Genomic DNA, 26,462 nt, shown 5'->3' with positions numbered 1-26,462 from the left:
CGTCCCCCTTCGTTTTTTCAGTGGCTCAGCAGATACACTGCCCCATAAAAATTGAACAACATTCCCGCTGCGCACAACCAGCGCGCACCTGGGCCCGGTTCGGCCGGGGGATGCCGCAGAAAAAACAGCAGCGCCCAGGGCACAAGATCCATCGTATACCGGGCCCCGAACTGCCAGCCGCCAAAGGTGCGGTGCGTGCACAGCCCCAGCAGTGTGAACACAAGGCCCGCCAGCAAAATACCGTCCCGCAGCTCAAAGCTCTTTTTCCGCACTGCGCGCACCTGCCCCGCGCCCCACACCAGAAACAATGGCGTTACCGCAACGGGCAAAAAGCCGTCGAACATCGGAAATTTCAGATCCAGCGCCGTGTCCAGCGTTACAGGTCTCAATAGATTTTTCAGATTCTGCGCCAAATAGGTCAAGCTGAATTGCGCATATCCCTCACGGGCAAATTCGGGCAGATAGGCGCGCCCAAACTCTAAGGGCGAGCCAAAGCGAGCCCAGTTGTACCACCCCAGGGTCACGGCCGCCGCCAGGGGCAGCGCGCTCACCGCCGCCAGGCGGCCCCACCGCCTTTGCCTCCCACACTCAAACAGGGGGCGCAAAAACAGTACCACCGCCAGCAGGGCGGTGAAGGGGCGGCACCCCACCGCCGCCGCCAGCAGAAAAAAGGCTGGCACCTCCTGCCGGCGCAGGTAAAAAAAGATTCCCCAGACCGCAAAGCACAAGTTCAGCGCCTGGGCCTCCATCCACACGCCACCATAGCAGGCCATCCACAAAAAGTTGGAGCCCACAGTGGCGAACACGGCCCAAAAGCCGCAGGCCGCCGGGCTGTATTTCTGCTGCCAAAAGCACAGGTAGACCCCCGCCAGCGCCACCAGGGCGTACACGGCCTGGGTCAGGTTACCGGCGCTCAGGCCCAGCGCCGCCCAAGGCAGCGCCAGCACCGAGGGCACCGGCGGGAACGACAGGTAATACCGCCCCTCAAAAACCGCCAGCTCCAGCCAGGGGCGGCTCGCGCCGTCCGCAATGTCCATGCGCCCGGCCAGCCAGTTCTGCGCCTGCAAAAGGTAGCTGTCATATACGTTTTCGGCCAGCAGGGTGCCGCCCGCCAGCGAATGGTAAAACAGCAGCGCAAGGGCCAGCAGGCCAAGGCCGCCCACCAGGGCAGCGGCGTGCTGCTTTGTAAAACGGGCTCTCGGCATAGGCAGCGCCTCCTTTTTTCAATAGTATAGCATATCCCTGTGGGCGCAGGATGTGCTATAATGAAAAAAATGTAAAAGGGGGCGGCCGTTATGGCTTTTATTCAATGTGATTTCCGCAGCGAGGCTCTGGGCATGGCGACCCAGTTCTGCGCGATCCTTCCCGCCGAAGACGGTTTTTCCCCCGCCGGCGCCCCGGTGGTCTGGCTGCTGCACGGCCTCACCGACGACAGCACCGCCTGGCAGCGCTACACGGGCCTCGAGTGGTACGCCCGGCTCAAGCAGGCGGTGGTCGTCATGCCCGAGGTGCAGCGCAGCTTTTACACCGACATGGCCGCCGGCCCGGCCTATTTCACCTATGTAAGCGAGGAGCTGCCCGCCTTCTGCCGGCGCATGTTCGGCCTTTCCGGCGCGCGGGAACAAAATTTTGTCATGGGCAATTCCATGGGCGGCTACGGCGCCCTGAAATGCGCGCTGCGCCGCCCGGACCAATATGCGGGCGCGGCCGCCTTCTCCGCCGTGATGGACGCCAACGACTTTCTGCACCGCAGGCAGGCCTCCGGCGGCCTGCGCGCCGGCGAGGCCGCCGCCGTATTCGGGTCCGGCGAACAGGTCCCCGCCACCGAGGATCTGTTTGCCCTGCTCGGGGCCGCCGATCCCGCCGCGCTGCCCCGCCTCTTTGTGGGCTGCGGCACCTCCGACCGGCTGTGGCCCATGAACCTGCAAATGCACCGGGCGCTCAACCGCCGGGGCGTCGCCCACGAATTCTGCCCCTGCCCCGGCGGCCACACCTGGGATGTGTGGGGCAAGTTGCTGCAAACAGCCCTGGACCATTTCCTCGGCCCGGACAAGCTCTCCTTTGGCTGATTCTCAAAACAGGGGCGCGTGCCTTGGCAAAAGGTACGCGCCCCTGTTTTGGAGGGAGTTTATTTTTCAAACATTCCGTTTATGGCCTGTTCCGCTTCCTCCCCGGCCGTGCTTATATATTTGGGGTGATAAAAGCCCTCGTCCAGTTCCTGCAGGATCCCCGCGCGGTAAAGCTGCCGGTTCGCCTTGTGGATCAGCAGATCCGGCTGGCACAGGCACAACAGCAAAAACAGCCCGCAGAAGGCGATCACCCCGGCCCGCACGGCCCGGAACGGCCGCAGGATCGAGAGGGCGGCCAGCACGGTCAGCACCGCCAGCACCAGGGTAAACCAGCTGGACATCACCCGCCGTGGGGTCAGGCCAAACCGGCTGATATACAGATACAGCTTGGAAAAGCTCACCGCCGCGAAGAGCAGGTTCGCCCCGCAAAGGCAAAGGCTCAGCGCTTTTAGTGCAGGGCTTTGCCGCACCGGGCGGCGGGCCAGCTTTGCGGTCAGCACCAGCAGCCCAAAATTCAGCACCACGATGGCGCACAGCTCAAAAAAACCCTGCCGCGCGTACCCGGCCGCGGTAAACCCCACGGGCAGTCGCCCTGTGAACCCTCCCAGCAGGTAGCTGGCCTGCACCCCGAAAAACAACAGATACAGGGCCAAAAACGCGGCCATCGCCACCGCCAGCGCCCCCTCGGGCGCGGCGCGCAGCGCCTCGGCCCGCCCGCGCAGCCGGGCCCCGCGCTCCGGCCGGGGGGCCGCCCGCAGCGCGCCGCCGATCAGCCCGAACAGGTAAGCGCCCACCGGCAGGCCCACCACGAAATACCAGAAGTTCTGCCACAGCCACTCCGGCAGCTCGATCAGCTCCAGCCAGTGCAGCAGATCGCCCAGCAGCCGGCCAAAGCCCTGGTCCGCCCCGGCCAGCAGCACCGCCGCCGCCAGCAGCAGCGGCAGAGCCACCGCCAGGGTCACCCAAAAGGCGGTGTTCTTTTTAAAGCGGTGCCCCCGCAGGCGGCGCACCGCTTTTTTCAGCCCGTGCCACACCACCCGCACCCGCAAAAAGAACTGCCCGAAGGGGTACGCCACCAGCGCGCGCAGCGCGTCCAGCGCCGCAAAGGGGCCGGTGCCGCCCTCGGTCAGCAGCCCCGCCCGGCACACCACCCAATAGGCCGCCGCGCCGTGCAGCGCCCACATCTCCCACCAAAACAGGCTTCCCGAATCCCAAAACAAAAAGCTCTTGGCGGTGATGTCCGCGGCCAGCAGACCGCAAAAGCCCATCCAAAGCCAGCTCTCGGCGCTGGCCCTGCGGCCCGCGGCCCGCAGCAGCAGCTCCACCCCGCCGAAAAAGGCCAGGCAGAACACCGCCAACGCCCAGCCGCCAAAGCGGCCCGGCTCGCCCCAGTCGCCGTTCGCCAGCAGCCAGCGCATATAAAACCAGCCCAGCAGGTAGGTCAGCGCCGCCCCGGCGCCCTGCACCCATGTGGCCGTGAACGGCTCCGGCGCCGTCTGGGCCCCCGGCCCATACCTGGCAATGGGCTGCCCTTCCGGCGGCCGCGCCGCGCCCGCCGCGTTGCCGGCCGTGCCGCCGCGCTCCTGCGCCCTATCCAAGGTCTCCTGCGCCCCCGTTTTGGGCGCACTGGAACAAGGGGGGCAGCTTTTGCCCTCCAAAGGCTTGTTTTCCATATTCAGTTTCCTCACTTTACGGCCGGTCCGGCCTTATTACTTATTCAACGGGCAGGGCGTGCGTTTACCCGCCCAGGCCCCCGCTCTTGCGCATTTTTTGCGTTCCGCGCCGCGCCCCAGGCAAGCAGGGCGCCGTTCAGCAGCAGGGTCCCCGCCAGCAAAACGCCCGAAACCAGGGCTGCGCTCTCGGCGGTATCCATCACCGCGCTCCAGTCCCGGATCCTTGCCAAATGCGCCCCGTACAAAATCTGCAGCCACAGCGCCGCGCCGCAGGCCCCCAGGCTCCCCGCCGCGCACCAGGTCCGGCCCGCCTGCCCCGGCCGGCCTCCCGGCGTCAGCAGCAGCGCCGCCGCCGGCAGCCCCCAGGCCGCGATACCCAGCACAAGGCTGCCAAAATTCAGCCAGCCCGCTCCCATGGTCTCCGCCTCCTTTTCTTTTAAAGGCCGGCAGCACGCCGGCTCTCGTTTTCCGCGCTTATTCCTCTTCCTCGCCGGGCAGGTATTCCAGCAGGTCGGCGGGCTGGCAATCCAGCGCCCGGCACAGCGCCGCCAGGGTCGAAAACCGCACCGCCTTGGCCTTGTTGTTTTTTAAGATCGAAAGGTTCGCCGGCGTGATGCCGACCTTCTCGGCCAGCTCGCCCGCGCCGATCTTGCGCCGGGCCATGACCACGTCCAGGTTGATGATGATGGGCATATTCCGCGCCCCCCTACACAGTCAGGTCCAGCTCGGCCTTCATGCCGATGGCCTGCTCGAACACGTTCTTGATAATGCGGATGATCAGCGCCATAAACGCGGCGGCCACCGCCACGGCCAAAAAGGGGATATAGTAAAAGCAGCTGGCAAGGCACACCAGCGCCGCCGCCGCGCAGCACCAGCTCGCGCTGCGCAGCGCCCGCACGTTTTGGGGGATGAACACCTGTCCCTCACGGATGTTGCCCAAAAGCCGGGCCAGGCACAGCAAAATGCAGTAGGCCGGCACGCTGGCCGCGTACAGCGACGCCAAAAACAACACCCGGTGAGCCAGGTCGTTCATGGGCATGTAGCGGGGCCAATCCAAAAACCAGTCCACCAGCCACCAGCCGCCCACATCGCACCCCACCAAAATCACCAAAAACACCTTCACCGCAATCTGCGAAAGCGCAATGCTGTTCTTTTCGCTCCACATAGGCCTGCTCCTCCTTCGGTTTCTGGCACTACTATACCATAGCATTTATCGAATTGCAAGCATTATTTATCGTTTATCAATATTTTTTAATTGATAAACAGTTGTTCGTACTGTGCCCGGCGGCGCCGGGCGGCCCCAGCCCCCTTTTTTGCGGCAAACCGCCCGCCGATGAGACAAACCGGGGCCCCGGCGGGTATTCCTGTTTGAAAGGCCTTTTAAAACGCAGCAGGGGAGGGAAGCCACATCGACACCGAGCTGTTTGAGCGGCTGTTCCGCGCGCATGCCGACACCATCTACCGCATCGCCCTCAACTACACCCGCAACCCCCAGGATGCCGAGGACGTGGCGCAAAACGCGCTGCTGCGCCTGCCGGAAAAATACCGCATCCCGCTGTATCTGTTCTACTACGAGGGGCAGAGCACCGGGCAGATCGCCGAGGCGCTGGGCCTCAGCGTTTCCGGGGTCACCACGCGGCTGGCACACGGGCGTGAAAAACTAAAAGCCGATCTGGAAGGAGAATTTGAAAGGGTACTGGGCAGCTATAACCTGGAATACGAGCACCTGGGCGAAACCGTGACCATGGTGATCACCCAGGCGGGCAGTTGGGTTACCTCCTGGCGCGGCCGGCCTTCCCGGGCCAGTTCGGCTTTCTGTACCCGCCCGACGCGGAATTTGAAGGCGCCTGCCTCGAGCAGCTTGCACGCCTCACCGCGTAAAGGCTTTTTTCCCGCCGGTCTTTGGTTCTTTTCCCGGCGGCTGCCGTAAAATGGATTTATAACAGGAAATTGCACAAAAGCAGTGTGTCAAAAAACAAAACGCCTTTGACCCCGGCGATAAAACCGGGGCCAAAGGCGTTTTTATTGCTTCGCAACAAAAAACTTATCTAAAATGGCGCTTCCCCTCGCCGCTGAAACGGCAACCGAAACACAGGGCCAAAAAATAGTCTTCGCTGCGCTGCGGTTATTTTTTGCGCGGTTTTTCTCAAAAGCTGTTGTGCATCGTTCCCGTTTTGCGCGGATGTTGAAAAAGGCCAAAAGCTCCCTGTCCTTTTCCAGTCCCTCACCACTCAAACGCCGCGGCGTAAAGCTCTTCCATCGCCGCCTGTTCCCCCCGGGCGGCCAGGCCACGGGCAAAACGCCCCATGGCCGCCGCCTCGCGGGCAGCCAGCGCGTCGTGCTCGGGGAAGAACTGCCGCGCCAAAAACTGCGCATATTTCACCAGCCGGTATGGCCCGTACACATGGCGCTGCTCGTGCTCCTGCTCCTCCACCGCCAGGCTGCGGTGGGCGCGTATGGCCTCCGCCACGTCCTCAAACCTGTTCGTTTTTGCCAGCACCACCGTGTAAAAGGCCCCCAGCAGGTATTCCCCGGCGGGCACCTCGCGGGCAAAGGCCGCGTGGGCGTCGCTCACCCCCACAATGGGCGGCCGGGCGCCGGGTTCCAGCTCAAAATACCGGGCCAGCTGCAAAAGGTTCGAGTCGGTGTCCGCCTTGCCGTAGCCGGAAACCACCTCCAGCGCGTCGAACGGCCGGGCCGCCAGCATCGCCTCGGTGAACTCTGCGCACAGCTCAAACCCCGAGGGCCTGCGCCAGTAGGGGTGGCAGAACACACTCAGGCCTCCCTCGCGGCGCACCCGGTCAAAGGCCCAAAGCGCCGCCAGGTACTGGTACCGGTCCACGCCCTCCGGCACGGCTGTGTTTTTGCCCATCTCCTCCACCTGGCGCAGAAAGCCCTCCCGGTCAGACAAAAACGCCTCGTTCACGCTGGCCCGGCCCCCGATGTTCAAAATATGCGCCTGGTGCCAGGGCAGGTGGATCTCCTCTCCGGCATACAGCTCCATCGCCAGCTCCGGCATGGCGGCAAACTGCCGCCGCAGCTCCAGCGAGGGCTCAAATTTGCCGTGGTCGGTCAGGGCCATAAAATCAAAGCCCTTTTCCCGGCAGGCGGCGGCCATCACCTGGGGCGCGTTTTCCCCGTCCGAGCAATAGCTGTGCATGTGCAGATCGCCCTTATAGGGCAGCAGCCCCTGAAAGTCCTGCTCCACCGCGTACAGGCAGGCGCAGCCCACCGGCCGCAGCGTCCCGCCCTCCTTTTGCGCCACCCGCAAAATGTACTCCTGCTCATCGGGGCACTCCACCTCTACTAGGCACTCGAAGGGGCTTTTCACCCGCACGGCCAGCTCCCGGGGCTTGTTGGTGGTGTGGAACACCTCAAAGCCCGAGATCATCTCCCCCTGGGTGGCCTCTTGTTCGTTTTTAAACACCTCGCAGGCGGTGAACAGGGCGGTGTAGCTCTCCCCGGTGAACAGGGGCTTTTCGGCCCTCAGCCGCACCGTGTGGCGCCCGCACGCCGCCACCACCCGCGGATATGCCAGCAGCATTTTCCATCTCTCCTTTTGCAGCGCGCCGCTTTGCGCGCTTTCCTGGCTTCAGTATAAGGCGGGTGCGGCCCGCGGGGTATGGATTATCCGCGGCACTGCATTGACAATCTTTGGGCCCGCGGGCCCGATTGCTTGCCGCCGTGTTAAAATGTAGTATGATAGAGAAAAAAGTCGAAAGGCGGCAATTTGGTATGGAGCGATCGCGGCGCGGTGCCTGGCTGGACCGGGTCATCCTGCCCCTGCGCAAGGGGCGCATCCTCTGGCGGCTCATCATCCTGTACGCGGTGGTGTGCGCCGCTCCCATCCTGATCTTCGGGGGGCTGTACCGGGCGCGCTATACCGCCGAACTGCGGCAAAAGCTCGGCTCGGACGCGCTGCGCCTGCTCTCCATGCTCACCGACCGGCAGAACGATCTTTTGGAAAACATGGAGCGCATTACCATGAAGCTCTCCACCACCGACGAGGTGCAGCGCATGCTCACCGAGCCCTCGCTGGACCCCTACGCCAAAAACCAGCTGGCGCTGCAGATCACCCGCCAGATCGAGCAGAACCTGCTCATTTCGCCCCTGGCCAAAAACGTCACTCTGCTGGACACTGGGGGCCGCGTGGTCTACAGCATGGGGTACGACCGCCTGCAGGACGACGCCCTGCGCGAGCTGGTGCCCCGCGCCGAGGACACTTATCCCCTCGAGCTGGTCACCTCGCTGCCCTCGGGCGGCCAGGCCAACATGGTCATGGTGCGGGCCATCAACCAGGCCGATTTCACCGGCCAGCGCCTGGGCTACCTGCTGCTGGTGGTGGACGAGGAGCGCTTTGCCCAGGAAACCTGCCGCCAGGTCTACCCGGAAGAGCAGGGCCAGGTGGTTCTGGTGGGTGCCGACGGCACCGTGATCAGCAGCGCAGACCCCGCGCTCGCCTCCGGCATGCCCCTGCCGGATCCCTCCCTGCTGGAAACGATCGGCGGCCTTCACGCCGCAGGCGATCCCCATTTTTCCATCGAGGTGGGCGGCCAAAGCTATTACGCCTCGTTTTTTTACAACTCCAAGGCCCGCTGGTACGCCCTTGGCCTGGTGCGCGAGGGCTACATGAACGCCGAGATGGACCGCCTGAACACCTTCATTCTGCTGGTGAGCTTTTTGTGCCTGGGCCTGGGCCTTGTGGCCATGCTGGTCATCGCTGCCAGCATCGTGCGGCCGGTCAACCGGCTGGTGCGCTACTGCCGGGGGGTGGCGGCCCGCACCGGTGAGCGCTCCATCCGGGACGGCGGCCGCGACGAGATCGGCTACCTCACCGGCGAGGTGGGCCGGATGGTCGCCCGGCTGGATGAATACGGCGAGCGGGAAGTTCAGAACAGCATCCAGATGAAAAACCTCGAGATCCAGATGCTCCAGGCCCAGATCAACCCCCACTTTTTGTTCAACACCCTCAACTCCATCAAGTGGACGGCAGTGCTCAGCCGGGTGCCCGCGGTGGCCGACAGCCTCTCCGCCCTGGCGGGCCTTCTCAAAAACACCATCGTGAACAAGCAGGAGTTCCTGCCCCTGCGCGGGGAGCTGGAAAACATCCGCAATTACGCGCTCATCCAGTCCCTGCGCTACACCGAGCAGTTTCGCATGGAATACCGGGTCGATGACGCCTGCCTGGAAACGCCCATCCTGAAATTTCTTCTGCAGCCCATCGTTGAGAACGCCATCCTCCACGGGGTCGAGGGGGTGGGGCGGCTGGTCACCATCACGGTGGAAGCGCGCCCCTGGCGGGGCGGCCTGGAGGTCACGGTGAAAGACGACGGCGCCGGCTTCGATACCGCCCTTCCCGAGCTTCAGAACACCAGCAGCCGGCGCTTTTCCGGCATCGGCATGGGCAATGTGCGCCAGCGCATCGCGCTGGTCTACGGGCCCGCCGCCGCCATGACGGTGGAGAGCGAGCCGGGCCGGGGCACGGCGGTAATCCTGCTTCTGCCCCCCAAAAACGAGGAGGAACGGCCGGATGTATAAACTTTTGATCGTGGACGACGAAAATCTGGTCCGGGTGGCCTTCCGCACCATGGTGGACTACGAGCAGTACGGCTTTACCGTGTGCGGCACCGCGGCCGACGGCGAGGAGGCCCTGCGCCTGTGCGCCGCCGAGGACCCTGACCTCATCATCACCGACATCAAGATGCCCCGCATGGACGGCATCACCCTCATCGAGCGTCTCAACGGCCAGGGCTTCACCGGCAAGATCGTGCTCATCAGCAATTACGACGATTTTGACCTGGTGCGCCAGGGCATGGTGCTGGGCGCGCAGGATTACCTGCTCAAGCTCACCATCACCACGCAGGAATACACCGCCATGCTGGGCCGCATGAAGCAGGCGCTGGACGAAACCATGCGCCGCCGCCGGCAGGACGAACTGGCCCGCACCGCCCTGGATAAGCTCGAGCGCCAGCAGCAGGCCGCCTTCTGGCAAAAGCTGCTTTTGGCTCCCGCCCTGAACGAGGGCGACGTCCCCCAGGCCCTGTTCGCGGCGGGCCCCATCAATCTGTATCTCATCCAGGTGGTGCAGTACGGTGAGGTGATGAAGGTCTCCTCCCAGCAGGATATGGAGCTGCTCACCTACGCGCTGCTCAACATCGCCGCCGAGCTGCTGGGGCCGGATATTTTGTGCCAGGGCCCGGTGGCCGGGGGGCAGTATTTTGTCGTCACCCCCGCCGCCCCGGGCCGGCCGCTGGAGCAGGGCTTTCTTGCGCAGAAGCTCTGCTCCGCGCTCACCCAGTATCTCAATGTAACGGTGGCCGCCTTTTACCAGCCCGCCCTCGCCTCTCCCGCCGCCCTTCTGGCGGCCCTGGCCCGCAGGCGGCACATGGCGGACCGCATCTTTTATCTGGGCGGCTCGGCCCCCATCCCGCTGGAAAGCCTCGGCCCCTGCGGCAGCTGGAATATAAACATTCCCCAGTTCACGGCCGGGATCTGCGAAGCGCTGCGCTGCGCAGACCTTCCCGGCGCGCTGGCCGCGGTGGACGCCCAGCTCGCCGCCTGCGGGCAGGCAAACGTGGGCCGCAGCGAGGCGCTGCACAAATGGTCGGCCATCCTGCTGCGCCTCCACGAGCGCATGGAGGGCTTTTTGCTGCCCGGCGCGGTGGCCGAGGTGTCCCTCCGGCTGGACGGGCTGGACACCCAGGCCCAGCTCCGGGCCCTGCTGCACGATCTTCTGCGGCGGGTGGCCGCCGCCCTCCGGCCGGACACCGGCGGCGCGGGTGCGCACGAGGTGGAAAAGACCCTTCAATACATCCACGCCCACATCGGCGAAAAAATCACCCTGGCCCAGCTGGCAAAGCACGTCAATTTCAACGAGACCTATCTCTGCACCGTGTTCCGGGCCCGCACCGGCACCAGCATCGTGAATTACATCAACCAGACCAAGATGGAAAAGGCCGCTGAATGCCTGCGCTCCGGCGATGTGCTGCTCAAAACCCTGGCGGCGGACCTGGGCTTCAGCGACCAGTTCTATTTCAACAAGCTGTTCCGCAAGTATTACGGCATCAGCCCCACCGAATACCGTAAAAAGCAGCAGGATATTACCAGCTCCCAATGATTTTCCATGCCCGGCCCCAGCCCCGCCGCCAAGGCCCCGAGCATTGTACAAACAGGCCCAAAAAAGCTGCATTTGCCGCGCCCGCCCCCCGGTGTATGCTGTTGTTACAAGGTTTTTTACCCAAAACAAAGGAGGAACAACAGATGAAAAAAGCAAAATTCGCATCGCTGGCCCTGGCGGCCGTGCTGGCTGCCGGCGCCCTCACCGGCTGCGGCGGCGCGCCTTCCGGCTCCCCGGCCCCCGCGGGCAGCGCCGGCAGCGCACCCGCCGCTTCCGGCGAAAAGCAGGTCATCGAGATCGCGGTGTTCGAGGGCGGCCTCGGCGGCGAGTACTGGGAACAGATGATGGCCGCCTACCAGGCCGAACACCCGAATGTGGAGTTCAAAAGCACCATCAGCCCCAAGGTGGGCGAGATCATCCGCCCCCGCATCGTCAGCGGCGACGCGCCCGATCTGCTGGTCATGACCGATGGCGACGCCTCCGGCCTGCTGGTTTCCATGATCAAGGACAAGGCCCTGCTGGACATCACCGACGTGTTCGAGGGCCCCGCTTACGACAGCGACACCCCCCTGAAGGACGTTATCCTGCCCGGCTACCTGGACAGCAAGAAGTTCCAGCCCTACGGCGATGGCAGGATCTACATCGCCCCCAAGGACTGCGGCTACAGCGGCATGGTATACAACAAGGCCCTGTTCGAGACAAAGGGCTGGGCCGTGCCCGAGACCTGGGACGAGTTTTTTGCCCTGGGCGATCAGGCCAAGGCCGAAGGCCGCGCCCTGTTCACCTACCAGGGTATCTACCCCAGTTACCTGGAAAGCCTGCTCTGGCCCGCCATCGCGGACGTGGTGGGCGCCGAGGGCATCAACAGCATCTTCAATTACGAGGAGGGCTCCTTCAATAACCCCGGCGTGGTCAGCGTGCTGGCCAACTTCCAGAAGATCGCCTCCGGCGGCTATTTGATGGACGGCACCCTCGCCCTCAACCACACCCAAAGCCAGACCGAGATGATGCAGGGCCACGCCCTGTTCATCCCCAACGGCATCTGGATGATCAACGAGATGAAGGACGCCCCCCGCGAGGACGGCTTCAGCTACGGCCTGGCCTGCGCGCCCGCTGCCGAAAAGGGCGGCACCCGCTACACCCTGGCAAACTACGGCCAGATCTCCATCCCGAAAGACGCCAAAAACCCCGAGGGCGCAAAGGACTTCCTGCGCTTTTTGTACACCGCGCAGTCCGCACAACTCATGGCTGAAAAATCCAGCACCGTGCTGGCCATCCAGGGCGGTGCCGAGCTTGCCAAGGACTACCTGGAACCAGACGCCTACAACATGTTCCAGCTGGGCGGCGGAGTGAAGGCCCTGTTCAACGATTTTGCCACCCTGCCCACCGGTTCCAAGGTGGATGTAAGCCAGACCGTGTTTGAAAACGCCATGACCAAGCTCATGAGCGAGCAGGTCACCCCCACCGAATGCGCCGAGATCGTGGAAAAGGCCTTTGCCCAGATCCGTGACGAGCAGGCGAAGCTGGGCGCCTGACGCAACACCAGCCCGCCGCCCTGCCAAGCGCAGGGCGGCGCTTTTTTAAGGAGATGAGCTTTATGCCTGCCCTCAAAAAATTTCGCATTCCGCCCCTGCAAAGCGACGTGGCGATTTTCAAAAACGACAAAAAGCTGCGCCTGTTTTTGTGTGCCTGCATCCTGCCCGCCGCCGCGCTGCTGGTCTACATCGTGCTGATCCCCACGGTCCAGGTGTTCAGCATGTCCCTGTATAACCAAACGGCCATGTCCGCCACCCGCTCCTTCGCGGGTCTCGAAAATTACACCTACCTGCTCCAGGACGAATACTTTCTCCAGGCGTTTTCCAACACCTTCAAGCTCATGCTGGGGGTGCCGCTGGTCACCCTGGCGCTGGCGCTGGTCATGGCGGTCATCATCACCCAAAGCCGCCTGAAAGAAAAAAAGTTCTACCGGGTGGTCATGTTCCTGCCCAGCATCCTGTCCACCACGGTCATCGGCATGCTGTGGACCTTCATCTACAACCCCAACATGGGCCTGCTCAACAACCTGCTGGAAAAGTTGGGCCTGGGCTTCTGGGCCCACGCCTGGCTGGGCGATCCCAAGGTGGCGCTGCTGGCGGTGGCCGTGGTGCTGGTGTGGACCAACGCGGGCTACTACATGGTCATGTACATCGCCGGCATCGACAATATTTCTCCCGATGTATACGAGGCCGCCACCATCGACGGCGCGGGCGAAATGGCCAAGTTCTGGCGCATCACCCTTCCGCTGCTCACCCGGGTCATCAAGACCACGGTGGTGCTGTGCATCTCCACTGTGCTGTCCTCCAGCTTCGTGCTGGTCACGGTCATGACCAACGGCGCCCCCGCCGGGGCCACCAGCGTGCTGCTGCAATACATGTACCAGCAGGCCTTTACCAATGCAAACTACGGCTATGCCATGGCCATCGCGGTGGTCACGCTCACCATCGCGTTCCTTTTGTCCAAGCTGAGCGACCGGCTGACCAAAAACGATTGAGGGGGCAAAAAAATGAAAACAAAATTCAGCTGGAAGGGCGCCCTCGGCCGTCTGCCGGTCCGCCTCGTCATGGTCTCTCTCGCTCTCAGCGTGGTGTTCCCGCTTGTCTGGAACCTCTACTCCTCGCTCAAATCCAACACCGAGATCATGGCCGATCCCTGGGCCCTGCCCACCGCCCTTCACTGGGAAAACTATCTCTCCGCCTTCCAGAAGGCCAGCATGGGCGATTACTTTCTCAACTCCATCTTCGTGGTGGTGCTGGCCACAGCCCTGCACCTTCTGCTGGTCATCCCCATCACCTACGCGCTCTCCCGCTACCGCTTTTTCGGCAGCAAGCTTCTGCTGGCGGTGCTGATGGCCTGCATCTTTATCCAGGAGCCCTACATCCTGGTGCCCCTCTACCTGCAGCTCAGCCGCATCCATCTGCTGGATAACCTCATTGCCCTGGCGGTCATCTACGCCACGGTGCGCATGCCCTTCTCGGTCTTTCTGCTCTCGGGCTTCATGAAGTCCATCCCGGTGGATTACGAGCAGGCGGCCATGATCGACGGCTGCTCCTACACCCGCAATTTGTGGCGCATCGTGGCCCCCCTGGCAAAGCCCGGCATCTTCACGGTGGGGCTGCTGGCGGCGCTGGGCTACTGGAACGAATACGCCATCGCCCTCACCATGATCTCCTCCGAGACCAAATACACCCTGCCCGTGGGCCTTGTAAACCTGTACGAGGTGCAGCGCTACGCCACCGACTGGGGCGCCCTGTTCGCCGGGCTCATGATCGTGCTCATCCCCTCGGTCATCGTGTACATCTTTGCTCAGGAGCGGCTCACCCAGGGCATGAGCATGGGCGGCATCAAGGAGTGAACGCAATGAGATCCGGCTCTCTTTCCCACCTTTCGGTCCCCCGGCAGCACCTCTTTCTTTTTTGCCTGTGCGCCGCGGCCTACACCTGCGCCTACATGGGGCGGCTGAACTATTCCGCCTGCCTCGTGCAGATCATTGCCGACTGCGGCCTCACCCGGGCCCAGGGCGGCATGATCGGCACCGCCTTCTTTGTGGTCTACGGCTGCGGCCAGCTGCTCAACGGCTTTGTGGGCGACCGGGCCGCCCCCCACCGCATGATCCTTCTGGGCCTTCTCGGCTCCGGGCTTTCCAACCTGGCCTTCTCCCTGGCCCACAGCGCGGGGGTGCTCACGGCGCTGTGGTGCTGCAACGGCTTTTTTCAGTCGCTCCTCTGGTCGCCCATCATCCGCATTTTTGCCGAGTGGTTCCGGCCCGAATACCGCAGGGCCGCCTGCATCCGCATCAACCTGATCGTTCCGGCCGGCACCGTGGCGGCCTACCTGCTGGCGGTGCTGTTCATCCGGCTGGGCAATTGGCGCGGCCAGTTTTTGCTGGTGGGCGCGCTGCTTGTGCTGTTGAGCGGGGTGTGGGCGGCCTGCCTTGCGCCCCTCAGCCGCAGCAGCGCTTTTGTACCTGCGGCGGCGGCCGCGCCCGCGCAGCCCTCCGCCCGGGGCCCCTCCCTGTGGCCGCTGCTGCGGCGGGCCGGGCTTTTCATCTTTTTCTTCCCGCTGGCGGCCCAGGGCATTTTAAAAGACGGCGTCACCACCTGGGTGCCCAGCTTCACCGCCGAGGCCTATGGCCTCACCCCCGCGCTGTCGGTGTTCGGCACCATGTTTCTGCCGCTGGTAAACCTGGGCGGGGTGTATCTGGCCTCCTGGCTGGACCGCCGCGTTTTCAAAAACGAACTTGCCAGCACCGGCGCGCTGTTTTTGCTGAACACCGGCTTCATCGCCCTTTTATACCTTGCCAGGGGGGCCGGGCCCTGGCCCGCCTACATCCTTTTGGCCCTGGCCACCACCACCATGATGGGGGCCAACACGCTTTTCGCAAGCTCCATGCCGCTGGCGTTCGCGCCCTGGGGCCGGTCCAGCTCGGCGGCCGGCGTGCTGAACTTCTGCATCTATGTGGGGTGCAGCGTTTCGATCTGGGGCACCGGCTTTGCCAGCGCTGTCCTGGGCTGGGGGTCCACCATCCTGGGCTGGGCCGGTCTCTCGCTGGCCGGGGGGCTGTTCTGCGCCGCCGCGGCGCGCCGCTGGCAGCGGTTCAAACAAACCTGAAAATGAAAAATAAAAAGGGAAGGGGAACACCCATGTTTTTTGGTCTGAACGCCGCCCAGCAGGCGGCGCTGGAAGCGTACTACCCGCAGGGGACCGGCTTTTTGGCCGGGACCGACGTTTTTGTGGAAACCGGGGGCGCGGGCCTCGAGGTCACGGTGCGGCAAAGCCGGGCGGTGCTCCGGCTGGAACGGCCGGAGCTGTTTGGCCGGGGCCTTCTTCTTTTGGAGGACGCCCTGGCTCTGGGGGGCGATTGCCGCCTGTGCGAGACCCCCTCCTACCGGGAGCTCGGCATGCTGCTGGACTGCTCGCGCAACGCCATTCCCACCTTCGGGACCTTCTGCCGCCTGGCGGTCAGCCTTTCCAAAATGGGCTATACCACCCTTCAGCTTTACATGGAAGACACCTACCAGCTGGAAGGCTACCCCTATTTTGGCTACCGGCGGGGCGGCTACACCGAAGCCGAGCTGCGCCGCATGGACGACTTTGCCGCGCAGCTGGGGCTCGAGCTGGTGCCCGCCATCCAGACCCTGGCGCATCTGGGGCAGTCGCTCAAATGGAAGGCCTTCGAGCCGGTGCGGGACCTGGGTGATATCCTCTTGATCGACGACGAAAACACCTACCGCCTCATCGGCGCCATGTTCGCCTCGCTGGCCCGCAGCTTCCGCAGCCGGCGGGTCAACATCGGCATGGACGAGGCGCACCTGGTGGGGCTTGGCAATTACCTCCGGCAGCACGGCTATCAGGACCGGATGCAGCTCATGCTGCGCCATTTCGACCGGGTGTACCAGCTCGCCAAACAGCACGGTTTTTCGGTGATGCTGTGGAGCGACATGTTCTTCCGCCTGGCCACCGGCGGCGATTACTATGCGCCGGGCTGCCGGGTGGATCCCGCCATCCGGGCCGCCCTGCCGCCGGACGTGACCCTGATCTACTGGGACTATTATTCCGAGGATCCGGCCCTTTACGACCGCATGTTCCAAAAGCACCGCGAAATGACCCAGAACCTTCTGTTCGCGGGCGGGGCCTGGAAATGGCTGGGCTATTTCCCGGGCAATGGGTTCAGCATGCATGTGGCGGATCTGGCCCACGCCAGCTGCCGCAAAAACGGGGTGGACCGGGCCCTGGTCACCGCCTGGGCCGACAACGGCGCCGAGTGCTCGCCCTTTGCGGTGCTGCCCACCCTGCAATACTGGGCCGAGCTGTGCTATCAAAACGGCCCGGCCCGGCTGGAGCGTCATTTTTCCAGCTGCTGCCAGGGTGCGGACCTGCAAAGCTTTCTCTGCCTGGACGAACCGCAGTACACCCCCGGTAACCCAAAGCCCGGCCGGGTATCGGTCAATCCCACCAAATACCTGTTTTACCAGGATCCCCTGTGCGGCCTGTTCGACGCGCACCTCGACCCTGCCTCCTATCCCGCGCACTTTGCGCGCTGCGCGTCCCTTCTGACCGAAGCCCGGCAGAAAAACCCGGCCTGCTGGCAGTATCTCTTCGACACCTCGCTCGCGCTGTGCCGGGTGCTGGAACAAAAATGCGCCCTGGGCAGGCAGCTCCGCCAGGCCTACCAGGCGGGCGACCGGGCCGCCCTGCAGGCGCTCCAGCGCGAGGCGCTTCCCGCGCTGCGCAGCAGCCTCCGGCAGTTTCTCGCCCTGTTCCACCGGCAGTGGCTTCAGGAAAACCGGGCCTTCGGGCTGGATGTAATCGATCTGCGGGTGGGCGGCCTTCTGCAGCGGCTGGATACCGCGGCCGAACGCCTGGGCGCGTATCTCGGGGGCGCTGCACAGCGCCTGGAAGAGCTGGAAGAGCCCTTGCTTCCCTTTGAGCCCGGTGCCGCGGGGCAGGACCTGTACGTTCATTACTGGCACTCCATGGTCTCGGTCTCCGACCTTTCCCTCAATTGATTTTAAAACCGCGCCCCAAAACCGCTTTTCTGCCGGCTTTGGGGCGCTCTTTGCTTTGTCTTCTCTCTATTGTGACAGACCTGTTAGAATGTTTTTTCCTCCCGTAAGTTTGTGGTAAGATTGTTTTGTTAAGCTTTTGGTGTGGAAAGGGGGGAGCCCCCGCCCAAACTTAAACTACAGGAGGCAATCGGCAATGGCCATTTTGCAAACGCGCGATCTCAAAAAATACTACGGTGCCGGCGAGGCGCAGGTGAAAGCCCTGGACGGGGTGGATCTGGCGGTGGAGGAAGGGGAGTTCGTGTCCATCGTGGGCACCTCCGGCAGCGGCAAATCCACCCTGCTGCACATGCTGGGCGGGCTGGACCGCCCCTCCTCCGGCTCGGTGCTGGTGGGCGGCAAGGATATTTTTTCTTTAAAAGACGACGAGCTCACCATCTTCCGCCGCCGCAAGATCGGCTTTGTGTTCCAGAGCTACAACCTGGTGCCGGTGCTGAACGTATACGAAAACATCGTGCTCCCCATCGAGCTGGACGGCAATCAGGTGGATCGGGGCTACGTGGACCAGGTCATCGCCACCCTGGGCCTCTCGGACCGGCTCACCCGGCTGCCCAGCCAGCTCTCGGGCGGCCAGCAGCAGCGGGTGGCCATCGCCCGCGCCCTGGCCGCAAAGCCCGCCATCGTCCTGGCCGACGAGCCCACCGGCAACCTGGACTCCAAGACCAGCCAGGACGTGCTGGGCCTCATCAAGATTACCAGCCACAAGTTCGGCCAGACCATCGTCATGATCACCCACAACGACGAGATCGCTCAACTGGCCGACCGGATCGTGCGTATCGAGGACGGCCGCATCAAAGGGGGCAACGGGCAATGCTGAAGGTCAACAACCGCAAAGCGGTCAGCCGGCTGGCGCTGCGCAGCTTTGCCGCAAACCGCACCCGCAACCTTATCGCGGTGGGCGCCATCGCCCTCACCGCGGTGCTCTTCACCACCCTGTTCACCCTGGGCCTCGGCGCCGTCGACAACCTGCAAAAGGCCACCATGCGCCAGTCGGGCGGCGACGGGCACGCGGTTCTCAAATACCTCACCGACCAGCAATACGATGCGGTAAAGGATCACCGCCTCATCGACCGCATCTCCTACAACCGCCTTCTGGCCGACAGTGTCGACAATCCCGAGCTCCTCAAGCGCCGCGGCGAATTTTATTATATGGATGAGACCGGCCTGGACCTCACCTTCTGCACCCCCACCACCGGCCGCGCCCCCCAGGCCGAAAACGAGATCATCACCGACACCAAGACCCTGCAGATGTTGGGCGTACCGCAGCAGATCGGCGCCCCCCTCACCCTCCAGCTCACGGTGCACGGCAAAAAGGTCACCCGCGAGTTCGTGCTCTCGGGCTGGTGGCAGGCCGACCCTGTGTTCAACGTGGCCATCTTCAGCACCTCCCGCGCCTATGTGGACGCCCACGCCGCCGAGCTCGCAAACACCTATGCGGCCGACCGCTCCATGACCGGCGTCATCAACAGCTACGTGATGTTCCGCAACACCTTCGACCTCCAGGGTAAGCTGGATACCCTCCTTGCCGACTCCGGCTATCAAAGCGTTGACCAAAACGCCGCCGATTACATGGCCTCCAACACCAACTGGGCCTACCTCTCGGCGGGCTTCTCCTTTGATCCCGCCCTGCTGCTGGCCGCCGCGGGCGCACTGGCGCTCATCGTGTTCACCGGCTATCTCATCATCTACAACATCTTCCAGATCTCGGTGGTAAAAGACATCCGCTTCTACGGCCTGCTCAAGACCGTGGGCGCCACAGGCAAACAGCTCAAGTCCGTCATCCGGCGGCAGGCGCTGCTGCTGGCCGCCCTGGGCATCCCCGCGGGGCTTCTTCTGGGCTTTTTCCTGGGCAGGGTGCTTGTGCCCGTGCTGCTGCAAACCACCTTCAACGGCATGGGCGCGGGCCAGGTCCAGGTGCGCGCCGACCCCCTGATCTTTGTGGGCAGCGCCCTGTTCGCCCTCGTCACGGTGTTTTTGAGCACCGGCAAGCCCGGGCGGCTTGCGGCCTCGGTCTCTCCGGTCGAGGCCGCCCGCTACACCGGCGGCGGCACAAAGGCCAAAAAAGAAAAACGCAGCACCGACGGCGGCAGGCTGCCCCGCATGGCGCTCTCCAATCTCTCCCGTAACCGAAGGCGCACCGTGCTGGCCGTGCTCTCCATGACCCTCAGCCTGGTGCTCTTCAACACCGTTTTCACCCTGGCCGGCGGCTTCGACATGGACAAATTCCTCTCCCGCTTCACCGACACCGACTTTCTTGCCGCCCAGGCCGAATACTTCAACTACCAGTTCCGCGGCCCGGAAAACGAGCTCTCCGAAACCCTCATCGAGGCCGTCCGGGCCCAGCCCGGCTTTGCCGGGGGCGGCCGCTTTTTCTCCAACAACCGGGACTTCGAGTATTTCACGGTGGAGGACGAACATCTCAATGATCTCAATCAGGGCCTCGACGCCAAGGGCAACCCCCTGTGCGCGGTCTACGGTCTCGAAGACCTGCCCCTCTCCCGCCTGGAGGTGATCGAGGGCGAGCTGGACCTCGCAAAGCTGGCCACCGGCGATTACATCCTCGAGGGCATCCAGTGCGACGACCAGGACCAGCCCTATCCCGAGAGCTCCCATTTTAAGATCGGCGACACCGTCACCCTGCACAACAACAAGGGCCGTACCGACCAAACCCCCGGCGAATACACCACCCGCAGCTTCACCCTGCTGGCAAAGGTCCGCATCAAAACTTTCACCGGCAGCGACGGCAGCTCCTGGGATTACAACTATTATCTGCCCGCGGCGGTGTACAAGGGGATGGTGGCCGACCCCGGCCTCATGAGCTACGCCTTCAATGTGACCGACGGCGGGGACGAAGCCATGGAGGCCTTCCTCAAAAATTACACCGAGACCGTCGAGCCCACCATGCACTACTCCTCCAAGGGCACCCGCGTGGCGGAATTCGAAAACATGCAGAACACCGTGCTTCTGATCGGCGGGGCGCTCTCGCTCATCGTCGGCCTCGTCGGCGTCCTGAACTTCATCAACTCGGTGCTCACCAGCATCGTCACCCGCCGGCGCGAGTTCGCCACCCTGCAGGCCGTGGGCATGACAGGCCCCCAGCTGCGCCGTATGCTCACCCTCGAGGGGCTCTATTACGCCCTGTTTGCGGGCGCGGCCTCGCTGGCCCTCAGCGCGCTGGCCTCGGTGATTGTGGTAAAGGGCGTCGTCAGCGGCATGTGGTTCTTTAACTACCGCTTTTTGCTCTGGCCCGTGCTCGCGGCCATGCCGTTCCTTCTGATCCTGGCCGTGCTGGTGCCCCGGCTGGCCCTGCGCTTCTCGGCGGGCGAGAGCGTGGTGGAACGCCTGCGGGAGGAAGCGGCCTGACCCCGCGCTCTCTTTAAAAACACTTCCTGCTCGGGGCAAAAAAACAAAAAGAGCCCCCGCGCTTTGCCCTGAAAGGGCTCTGCGCGGGGGTTTGTTCTTTTCAGCGGGGCAGGGGAGCGCTCACTGGGCGGGCTTTTCCTCCTCGGCCTCGTCCAGCTGTTCGGTCAGCTGCTCGATGGCCTCCTCGCTCTCCAGCGCCTCGGGGGCGGCGCCCTCGTCGAACACCACGGTGGCCTGCTTTTTCTCGGCGCAGGCAAAGTACAGCGCGGCCGCCAGGAACACAAACTTCACCGCCAGCACGGCCCAGCTCAAAGCGGCGTTCTGCGCCAGGCTCTGGTTAAAGCCGGAAAGGGTCACCACCACGATCTGCTGTTCCAGGTCGATGGCCGCCAGGTTCACCACAAAATACACCCCCACCAGCGCGCACAGCTGGCGCTTTTGGGCGCAGGTGAAAGGCTCGGTGCGGGCAAAGGCTTTCACCACCACCCAGCCGAACACGAACAGGGCGGCAAACTCAAAGCCCACCTGCATGGGGGAATTTGCCAGCCCCATATTTGTCAGGGCCATGCGCATGCACAGGGCCATCCAGCCAAAGGCCAGCGCAAAAAAAACGGCGGAAAGGGTCCGGTTGTTGTCTTTCATTTTCAAAACTCCTCACATATGTCGGGTGATTTTATCAAAACGCGCCGCCAGGGGAACCCCGGCGGCGCGCCGTGCGTTGCATCTGCTGCCCGCGGGGTTATTCCTCGTCGGCGGGGGCTTCTTCCTCTGCCTGCTGTGCCTCCTCGGCGGCCAGCGCGGCAATCTCCTCCTCGGTCAGCTCCTCCTCGGGTTCCGCTTCGGGCTTTTCGGTCTCCGCCTCCTCCGAGCGGTCGGTGCGGGCCACGGTCACCACCCGGTCGCCCTCGGCGATCCGCATCACCCGCACGCCGCTGCCGTAGCGGCTCTGCACGTTGATGTCCTCCGCGTGCATCCGGATAATGATCCCCTCCTGGCTGATCAGGATGATATCGTCCTGGTCGTCCAGGATCTTGATGCCCGCCACTTCTCCCTTGCGGTAATTGCGGATGCCCTTGCCGCCCCGGCTTTGCAGCCGGTAATCGTCGATCCGGCTGCGGCGGCCCTTGCCGCTGTCGGTCACCGTGAACACGGTGGCCCCCGGCCGCAGGATGCCCGCGCCGATCACATAGTCGTCCCCGGCCAGCCGGATGGCGCGCACCCCGTGGCCCAGGCGGCCCATGCTGCGGGCCCCCGCCTCGGTAAAGCGGATGGCCATACCGCCGTGGGTAGCCACCAGCAGTTCGTCCCCGCCGCCGGTGATGCGGCACCAGGCCAGCGCGTCGCCCTCGTACATGGTCACGGCAAGCAGGCCGTTTTTGCGGATGTTGGCATAGGCCTCAATGGGGGTGCGCTTGATCACGCCCCGCCGGGTGATCATGGTCAGGTAGCCCGAGGCGTTCTCGGCGGGCATGCGCAGCATGCGGATCACCTTTTCCCCGTTCTGCAGCGGCAGCAGGTTCACGATGTTGGTGCCCTTGCTGGTGCGGCTTCCCTCGTAGATCTGGTAGCCCTTCAGCCGGTACACCCGGCCCTGGTCGGTCACGAACAGCACAAAATCGTGGGTCGAGCCGATGAAAAGCTCCTCCACAAAGTCCTCGTCCTTGTGCGAAAGGCCCGAGATCCCGCGCCCGCCGCGCCTTTGCACCTGATAGGTGTCCTGGCTCTGGCGCTTAATATACCCCTCGTGGGTCAGGGTGAACACGCACTCCTCCACCGGGATCAGGTCCTCAATGTCCACCTCGCCGCTCACATGGGCGATCTCGGTGCGGCGCGCGTCGCCGTATTTTTCCTTTAAGGCCATCAGCTCTTCCTTCACAATGGCGCGCACCCGGGCGTCGTCGGCCAGAATGGCCTGCCAGTCGGCGATCCTGCCGTGCAGCTCGTCCAGCTCGTTCTGGATCTTTTTGATCTCCAGGCCCGCAAGCCGCCCCAGGGGGAATTTGCAGATGGCCTCGGCCTGGGGCTCGTCAAACCCAAACTGTTCCATAATGGCGGCCTTTGCCTCGGCCTGGCCGCCGCCGCAGTGACGGATGGCGTAGATCACCTCGTCCACAATGTCCACCGCGCGGGCAAGGCCTTCCAGAATGTGGGCCCGCTCCTGGGCCTTTTTCAGGTCAAACTGGGTGCGCCGGCGGATGACCTCGTCCTGGAACTCCACATACCGCTCCAGCATGGTCTTCAGGGTCATGATCTTGGGCACGCCGCCGTCCAGCGCCAGCAGGATCACTCCCACCGTGTCCTGCAATTGGGTGTAGCGGTACAGCTGGTTTAACACCACCTGGGGGTTGGCCTCTTTTTTCAGCTCCACCACCACCCGCATGCCGTGGCGGTTCGACTCGTCGTTCAGGTCGCTGATCCCCTCGATCCGCTTGTCCTTCACCAGGTCCGCGATGTTCTCAATCATCCGGGCCTTGTTCACCATATAGGGGATCTCGGTGATCACGATCTGGAACCGGCCGTTCTTTTTCTCCTCGATCTCGGCGCGGCCCCGCAGGGTGATCTTGCCCCGGCCGGTGGCGTAGGCGGCCCGGATGCCCGAACGGCCCATGATAATGCCGCCGGTGGGGAAGTCCGGCCCCTTGATATGCTCCATCAGGCCGGCCAGGTCCAGCTCCGGCTCATCGATCAGGGCTACCGCCCCGTCGATCACCTCGCTCATGTTGTGGGGCGGGATGTTGGTGGCCATGCCCACCGCAATGCCGGTGGACCCGTTTACAAGCAGGTTCGGAAAGCGGCTGGGCAGCACGATGGGCTCTTTTTTGGTCTCGTCAAAGTTCGGGCCAAAGTCCACGGTGTCCTTTTCAATGTCGGTCAGCAGCTCCACGGCCATTTTGCTCATGCGGGCCTCGGTGTACCGGTAGGCGGCCGGGGGGTCGCCGTCCACGCTGCCGAAGTTGCCCTGGCCGTCCACCAGGGGGTACCGCATCGAAAAATCCTGCGCAAGGCGCACCATGGCGTCGTATACGCTGGCGTCGCCGTGAGGGTGGTAAGCGCCCAGCACCGCGCCCACCGTGTCGGCCGACTTGCGGTAGGGGTGCTGCGGGTCGTTGTTCCGCTCGTGCATGGTGTAAAGGATGCGCCGGTGCACCGGCTTGAGCCCGTCCCGCACGTCGGGCAGCGCCCGCGCCACAATCACCGACATGGAGTAATCCAAAAACGCGCTCTCTATTTCTTCCTTCACGTCCCGAATAATCAGCTTGGTGCCGGTTCCCGGGATCATCACAAAATCTTCATTCACTGGTGTTCACCTGTCACTTTCTTGCCGTTGGCCCATTACACATCGAGCGTGGCATACTTGGCGTTGCGCTCAATGAACTCGCGCCGGGGCTCCACCTTGTCGCCCATCAGGATGGTAAACGCCTCGTCGGCCTTTTCCGCGTCCTCAATGCTGATCTGCACGATCACCCGGTTGTTCGGGTCCATGGTGGTCTCCCACAGCTGCTCCGGGTTCATCTCGCCCAGGCCCTTGTACCGGCTGATCTTGGAGCCCGGCATCTCGGCCGAAAGCCTTGCCATTTCGGTTTCGTCGTAGGCATACTTCACCTGCTGGCCCTTCTGCAATTTGAACAGGGGCGGCTGGGCGATATACACATAGCCCCCGTCGATCAGCGGGCGCATAAACCGGAAAAAGAAGGTCAGCATCAGGGTGCAGATGTGGCTGCCGTCCACGTCCGCGTCGGCCATGATGAACACCTTGTGGTAGCGCAGCTTGGAAACGTCGAACTCCTCGCCGATGCCGCACCCCAGGGCCGTCACCACCGGCATCAGCTTCTCGTTGCCGTACACCTTGTCCAGCCGCGCCTTTTCCACATTCAGCATCTTGCCCCACAGGGGCAGGATCGCCTGGATGTTCGAGTCCCGCCCCATCTTGGCGCTGCCGCCGGCCGAATCGCCCTCGACGATGTAGATCTCGGTCTTGGTGGGATCCTTTTCCCGGCAGTCGGCCAGCTTGCCGGGCATGCGGCTCGTTTCCAGCGCCGACTTGCGGCGCACCAGCTCGCGGGCGCGCTTTGCCGCCTCGCGGGCCCGGGCGGCCTGGGTCGCCTTTTCAAACACGGCCTTGGCAACGCCCGGGTTCTCCTCAAAAAATTCCTTGAGCTTTTCGTACACCATGCCGGAAACAAGGCTCCGCACCTCGGTGTTTCCAAGCTTTGCCTTGGTCTGGCCCTCGAACTGGGCGTCGGTCAGCTTTACGCTGATCACCGCGGTCAGGCCTTCCCGCACGTCGCTGCCCGAAAGGTTGTCGTCCTTTTCCTTCAAATAGCCCTTTTCCCGGCCAAAATCGTTGAACACCCGGGTCAGGGCCGCCTTGAAGCCCTCCTCGTGGGTGCCGCCGTCCGGGGTGTGCACATTGTTGGCAAAGCTCAGCACCAGCTCGTTGAAGCTGTCGTTGTATTGTAGGGCGATCTCGGCAATGATGTCGTTCTGCTGGCCTTTCAGGTAGATCACCTGGGGGTGCAGCACGGTCATCTGGCGCTTCTCGTGGATGTGCTCCACAAAGCTGCGCACGCCGCCCTCGTAGCACATCGACTCCCGCAGAACCTCTTCGCCCCGCTCGTCGGTCAGGGTAATGCGCACGCCGGCGTTCAAAAACGCCTCTTCCCGCAGGCGGGTGCGCAGGATCTCATAATCATACTCGGTGCTCTCGGTAAACATCACCGGATCGGCCTTAAAGGTCACCACCGTGCCGCTGGAAGCGGCGGGGCCCACCTTTTTCAATTCGCCGTCGGCAACGCCGCGCCGGAAAGTCTGCACATACTCACTGCCGGCTTTGCGCACCCGCACCTCCAGCCACTCTGAAAGCGCGTTCACCACGCTGGCGCCCACGCCGTGCAGGCCGCCCGCCACCTTGTAGCCGGAGTTATCCCCCCCGAACTTGCCGCCCGCATGCAGGATGGTAAACACCACCGTCACGGCGGGAATGCCCATTTTCGGCTGAATGTCCACGGGGATGCCGCGGCCGTTATCGCTCACCTCTATGATGTTGCCCTTTTTGATGGTGACCTCAATGTGGTCGCAAAAACCGGCCAGCGCCTCGTCGATGGCGTTGTCCACGATCTCATACACCAGATGATGCAGGCCCCGGGGCCCGGTGGACCCGATATACATGCCCGGGCGCTTGCGCACCGCCTCAAGGCCTTCCAATACCTGGATCTGGCTGCCGTCGTAATCCTCGGCCTGGCCGATCTGCTGTTCCTGGTTCAGTTCTTCTGCCATTGTCGTTCCTCCTGTGCTTTGCGTCTTACAACCCGGCGCGCGGGGCGTTTATCCCGCCGCCAACATGAAAACAGAGCCTTCGGCTCTGGGGTGTCAGTATTGGTTCAATTGGTCCATCCGGCCGCAGCGCTTTTCCAGCGTTTTCGACGAGATGGGGCTGATGAACACCGTGTCATCGGGGAAATCAGCCACCACAAAACTTTTCGGCAGCTCGTCGCTCAGGGTCACCACCGCGCCCTCCTCCTCGGCATGGCGCAAAAACGCGCGGGTGTGCTTTGCCACCGAGCTGGTGTCAATGTCAAAAATTCCAATGATGTCCCGCGTGTGGACCACATAATCCTGCCCCAAATGCAGATACAAA

Annotated in this window: 21 protein-coding genes; 11 read left to right on the top strand and 10 right to left on the bottom strand. The window is 63.4% G+C overall.

Annotated features, from left to right (window positions below):
• Positions 1 to 17 precede the first annotated feature (17 nt).
• Positions 18 to 1,205 (bottom strand): hypothetical protein, encoded by a 1,188-nt coding sequence (locus ACMLHZ_RS05950; protein WP_418666854.1) that lies wholly within the window; start codon positions 1,203 to 1,205, stop codon positions 18 to 20.
• Positions 1,206 to 1,295: 90 nt separating this feature from the next.
• Between ACMLHZ_RS05950 and ACMLHZ_RS05945 the strand changes: the two genes are divergently transcribed.
• Entirely contained in the window at positions 1,296 to 2,069 is a 774-nt protein-coding gene (locus ACMLHZ_RS05945) for an alpha/beta hydrolase (RefSeq protein ID WP_418666853.1), read from the top strand.
• A 59-nt stretch (positions 2,070 to 2,128) separates the two neighbouring features.
• Here the strand turns inward: ACMLHZ_RS05945 and ACMLHZ_RS05940 are convergent, their stop codons facing one another.
• From ACMLHZ_RS05940 to ACMLHZ_RS05925, 4 genes are read right to left on the bottom strand one after another with little or no spacing between them, the layout of a single operon-like run.
• Complete coding sequence (locus ACMLHZ_RS05940; protein ID WP_418666852.1) at positions 2,129 to 3,742, bottom strand: DUF4153 domain-containing protein; 1,614 nt, start codon at positions 3,740 to 3,742, stop codon at positions 2,129 to 2,131.
• Positions 3,743 to 3,786: 44 nt separating this feature from the next.
• Positions 3,787 to 4,158 (bottom strand): hypothetical protein, encoded by a 372-nt coding sequence (locus tag ACMLHZ_RS05935; RefSeq protein WP_418666851.1) that lies wholly within the window; start codon positions 4,156 to 4,158, stop codon positions 3,787 to 3,789.
• Positions 4,159 to 4,216: 58 nt separating this feature from the next.
• The gene (locus tag ACMLHZ_RS05930) at positions 4,217 to 4,435 is read right to left on the bottom strand and encodes a helix-turn-helix domain-containing protein (RefSeq protein WP_418666850.1); all 219 of its coding nucleotides are present in this window, start codon (positions 4,433 to 4,435) and stop codon (positions 4,217 to 4,219) included.
• Between the two features lie 13 nt (positions 4,436 to 4,448).
• Positions 4,449 to 4,907 (bottom strand): DUF2975 domain-containing protein, encoded by a 459-nt coding sequence (locus tag ACMLHZ_RS05925; protein WP_418666849.1) that lies wholly within the window; start codon positions 4,905 to 4,907, stop codon positions 4,449 to 4,451.
• Between the two features lie 243 nt (positions 4,908 to 5,150).
• On the opposite strand from ACMLHZ_RS05925, the gene ACMLHZ_RS05920 reads away from it, so the two are divergent.
• The gene (locus ACMLHZ_RS05920) at positions 5,151 to 5,672 is read left to right on the top strand and encodes an RNA polymerase sigma factor (protein WP_418666885.1); all 522 of its coding nucleotides are present in this window, start codon (positions 5,151 to 5,153) and stop codon (positions 5,670 to 5,672) included.
• Positions 5,673 to 5,966: 294 nt separating this feature from the next.
• Here the strand turns inward: ACMLHZ_RS05920 and ACMLHZ_RS05915 are convergent, their stop codons facing one another.
• The gene (locus ACMLHZ_RS05915; RefSeq protein WP_418666848.1) at positions 5,967 to 7,286 is read right to left on the bottom strand and encodes a PHP domain-containing protein; all 1,320 of its coding nucleotides are present in this window, start codon (positions 7,284 to 7,286) and stop codon (positions 5,967 to 5,969) included.
• A gap of 191 nt (positions 7,287 to 7,477) precedes the next feature.
• Between ACMLHZ_RS05915 and ACMLHZ_RS05910 the strand changes: the two genes are divergently transcribed.
• The 9 genes from ACMLHZ_RS05910 (at position 7,478) to ACMLHZ_RS05870 (ending at position 20,824) form a co-directional block, all read left to right on the top strand.
• Positions 7,478 to 9,280, top strand: coding sequence for a cache domain-containing sensor histidine kinase (locus tag ACMLHZ_RS05910; RefSeq protein WP_418666847.1), 1,803 nt, complete (start codon positions 7,478 to 7,480; stop codon positions 9,278 to 9,280).
• Positions 9,273 to 10,859 (top strand): response regulator transcription factor, encoded by a 1,587-nt coding sequence (locus ACMLHZ_RS05905; protein ID WP_418666846.1) that lies wholly within the window; start codon positions 9,273 to 9,275, stop codon positions 10,857 to 10,859. Before ACMLHZ_RS05910 ends, ACMLHZ_RS05905 begins: the two co-directional genes overlap by 8 nt.
• Before the next feature lie 143 nt (positions 10,860 to 11,002).
• Positions 11,003 to 12,394 (top strand): carbohydrate ABC transporter substrate-binding protein, encoded by a 1,392-nt coding sequence (locus tag ACMLHZ_RS05900; RefSeq protein ID WP_418666845.1) that lies wholly within the window; start codon positions 11,003 to 11,005, stop codon positions 12,392 to 12,394.
• 62 nt (positions 12,395 to 12,456) lie between these two features.
• A complete protein-coding gene (locus tag ACMLHZ_RS05895; protein WP_418666844.1) occupies positions 12,457 to 13,389 on the top strand; it encodes a carbohydrate ABC transporter permease in 933 nt (310 codons plus the stop codon).
• A gap of 12 nt (positions 13,390 to 13,401) precedes the next feature.
• Positions 13,402 to 14,250, top strand: a complete 849-nt coding sequence (locus ACMLHZ_RS05890) for a carbohydrate ABC transporter permease (RefSeq protein ID WP_418666843.1) — start codon at positions 13,402 to 13,404, stop codon at positions 14,248 to 14,250.
• Positions 14,251 to 14,255: 5 nt separating this feature from the next.
• A complete protein-coding gene (locus ACMLHZ_RS05885; protein ID WP_418666842.1) occupies positions 14,256 to 15,506 on the top strand; it encodes an MFS transporter in 1,251 nt (416 codons plus the stop codon).
• A gap of 32 nt (positions 15,507 to 15,538) precedes the next feature.
• Complete coding sequence (locus ACMLHZ_RS05880) at positions 15,539 to 17,404, top strand: beta-N-acetylhexosaminidase (protein ID WP_418666841.1); 1,866 nt, start codon at positions 15,539 to 15,541, stop codon at positions 17,402 to 17,404.
• 193 nt (positions 17,405 to 17,597) lie between these two features.
• Positions 17,598 to 18,278, top strand: a complete 681-nt coding sequence (locus ACMLHZ_RS05875; protein WP_418666840.1) for an ABC transporter ATP-binding protein — start codon at positions 17,598 to 17,600, stop codon at positions 18,276 to 18,278.
• On the top strand, positions 18,272 to 20,824 hold the full coding sequence (locus ACMLHZ_RS05870) for an FtsX-like permease family protein (protein WP_418666839.1): 2,553 nt from the start codon (positions 18,272 to 18,274) through the stop codon (positions 20,822 to 20,824). Before ACMLHZ_RS05875 ends, ACMLHZ_RS05870 begins: the two co-directional genes overlap by 7 nt.
• Before the next feature lie 120 nt (positions 20,825 to 20,944).
• Here ACMLHZ_RS05870 and ACMLHZ_RS05865 read toward each other — a convergent pair whose 3' ends face one another.
• From ACMLHZ_RS05865 to remB, 4 genes are all read right to left on the bottom strand, one after another.
• A complete protein-coding gene (locus ACMLHZ_RS05865) occupies positions 20,945 to 21,466 on the bottom strand; it encodes a hypothetical protein (RefSeq protein WP_418666838.1) in 522 nt (173 codons plus the stop codon).
• Between the two features lie 97 nt (positions 21,467 to 21,563).
• The gene (gene gyrA, locus ACMLHZ_RS05860; protein WP_418666837.1) at positions 21,564 to 24,122 is read right to left on the bottom strand and encodes a DNA gyrase subunit A; all 2,559 of its coding nucleotides are present in this window, start codon (positions 24,120 to 24,122) and stop codon (positions 21,564 to 21,566) included.
• A gap of 35 nt (positions 24,123 to 24,157) precedes the next feature.
• Positions 24,158 to 26,101 carry a DNA topoisomerase (ATP-hydrolyzing) subunit B gene (gene gyrB, locus ACMLHZ_RS05855; protein ID WP_418666836.1) on the bottom strand — a complete coding sequence of 648 codons (1,944 nt, stop codon included), beginning with the start codon at positions 26,099 to 26,101 and terminating at the stop codon, positions 24,158 to 24,160.
• 93 nt (positions 26,102 to 26,194) lie between these two features.
• On the bottom strand, positions 26,195 to 26,461 hold the full coding sequence (remB, locus tag ACMLHZ_RS05850) for an extracellular matrix regulator RemB (RefSeq protein WP_177562224.1): 267 nt from the start codon (positions 26,459 to 26,461) through the stop codon (positions 26,195 to 26,197).
• Position 26,462: the final 1 nt, after the last annotated feature.

The sequence above is a fragment of the Allofournierella sp. genome (assembly GCF_048388525.1).
Lineage (GTDB): Bacteria > Bacillota > Clostridia > Oscillospirales > Ruminococcaceae > BQOK01.
This window is presented reverse-complemented; position numbering and strand designations above follow the sequence as displayed.

Coding starts and splice junctions, on each gene's coding strand:
- ACMLHZ_RS05925 (WP_418666849.1), bottom strand. CDS start 4,907: ATGTGGAGCGAAAAGAACAGCATTGCGCTTTCGCAGATTGCGGTGAAG.
- gyrB (WP_418666836.1), bottom strand. CDS start 26,101: ATGGCAGAAGAACTGAACCAGGAACAGCAGATCGGCCAGGCCGAGGAT.
- ACMLHZ_RS05870 (WP_418666839.1), top strand. CDS start 18,272: ATGCTGAAGGTCAACAACCGCAAAGCGGTCAGCCGGCTGGCGCTGCGC.
- ACMLHZ_RS05930 (WP_418666850.1), bottom strand. CDS start 4,435: ATGCCCATCATCATCAACCTGGACGTGGTCATGGCCCGGCGCAAGATC.
- ACMLHZ_RS05935 (WP_418666851.1), bottom strand. CDS start 4,158: ATGGGAGCGGGCTGGCTGAATTTTGGCAGCCTTGTGCTGGGTATCGCG.
- ACMLHZ_RS05880 (WP_418666841.1), top strand. CDS start 15,539: ATGTTTTTTGGTCTGAACGCCGCCCAGCAGGCGGCGCTGGAAGCGTAC.
- ACMLHZ_RS05895 (WP_418666844.1), top strand. CDS start 12,457: ATGCCTGCCCTCAAAAAATTTCGCATTCCGCCCCTGCAAAGCGACGTG.
- ACMLHZ_RS05945 (WP_418666853.1), top strand. CDS start 1,296: ATGGCTTTTATTCAATGTGATTTCCGCAGCGAGGCTCTGGGCATGGCG.
- ACMLHZ_RS05875 (WP_418666840.1), top strand. CDS start 17,598: ATGGCCATTTTGCAAACGCGCGATCTCAAAAAATACTACGGTGCCGGC.
- ACMLHZ_RS05940 (WP_418666852.1), bottom strand. CDS start 3,742: ATGGAAAACAAGCCTTTGGAGGGCAAAAGCTGCCCCCCTTGTTCCAGT.
- ACMLHZ_RS05950 (WP_418666854.1), bottom strand. CDS start 1,205: ATGCCGAGAGCCCGTTTTACAAAGCAGCACGCCGCTGCCCTGGTGGGC.
- ACMLHZ_RS05905 (WP_418666846.1), top strand. CDS start 9,273: ATGTATAAACTTTTGATCGTGGACGACGAAAATCTGGTCCGGGTGGCC.
- ACMLHZ_RS05865 (WP_418666838.1), bottom strand. CDS start 21,466: ATGAAAGACAACAACCGGACCCTTTCCGCCGTTTTTTTTGCGCTGGCC.
- ACMLHZ_RS05915 (WP_418666848.1), bottom strand. CDS start 7,286: ATGCTGCTGGCATATCCGCGGGTGGTGGCGGCGTGCGGGCGCCACACG.
- ACMLHZ_RS05910 (WP_418666847.1), top strand. CDS start 7,478: ATGGAGCGATCGCGGCGCGGTGCCTGGCTGGACCGGGTCATCCTGCCC.
- ACMLHZ_RS05900 (WP_418666845.1), top strand. CDS start 11,003: ATGAAAAAAGCAAAATTCGCATCGCTGGCCCTGGCGGCCGTGCTGGCT.
- ACMLHZ_RS05885 (WP_418666842.1), top strand. CDS start 14,256: ATGAGATCCGGCTCTCTTTCCCACCTTTCGGTCCCCCGGCAGCACCTC.
- ACMLHZ_RS05890 (WP_418666843.1), top strand. CDS start 13,402: ATGAAAACAAAATTCAGCTGGAAGGGCGCCCTCGGCCGTCTGCCGGTC.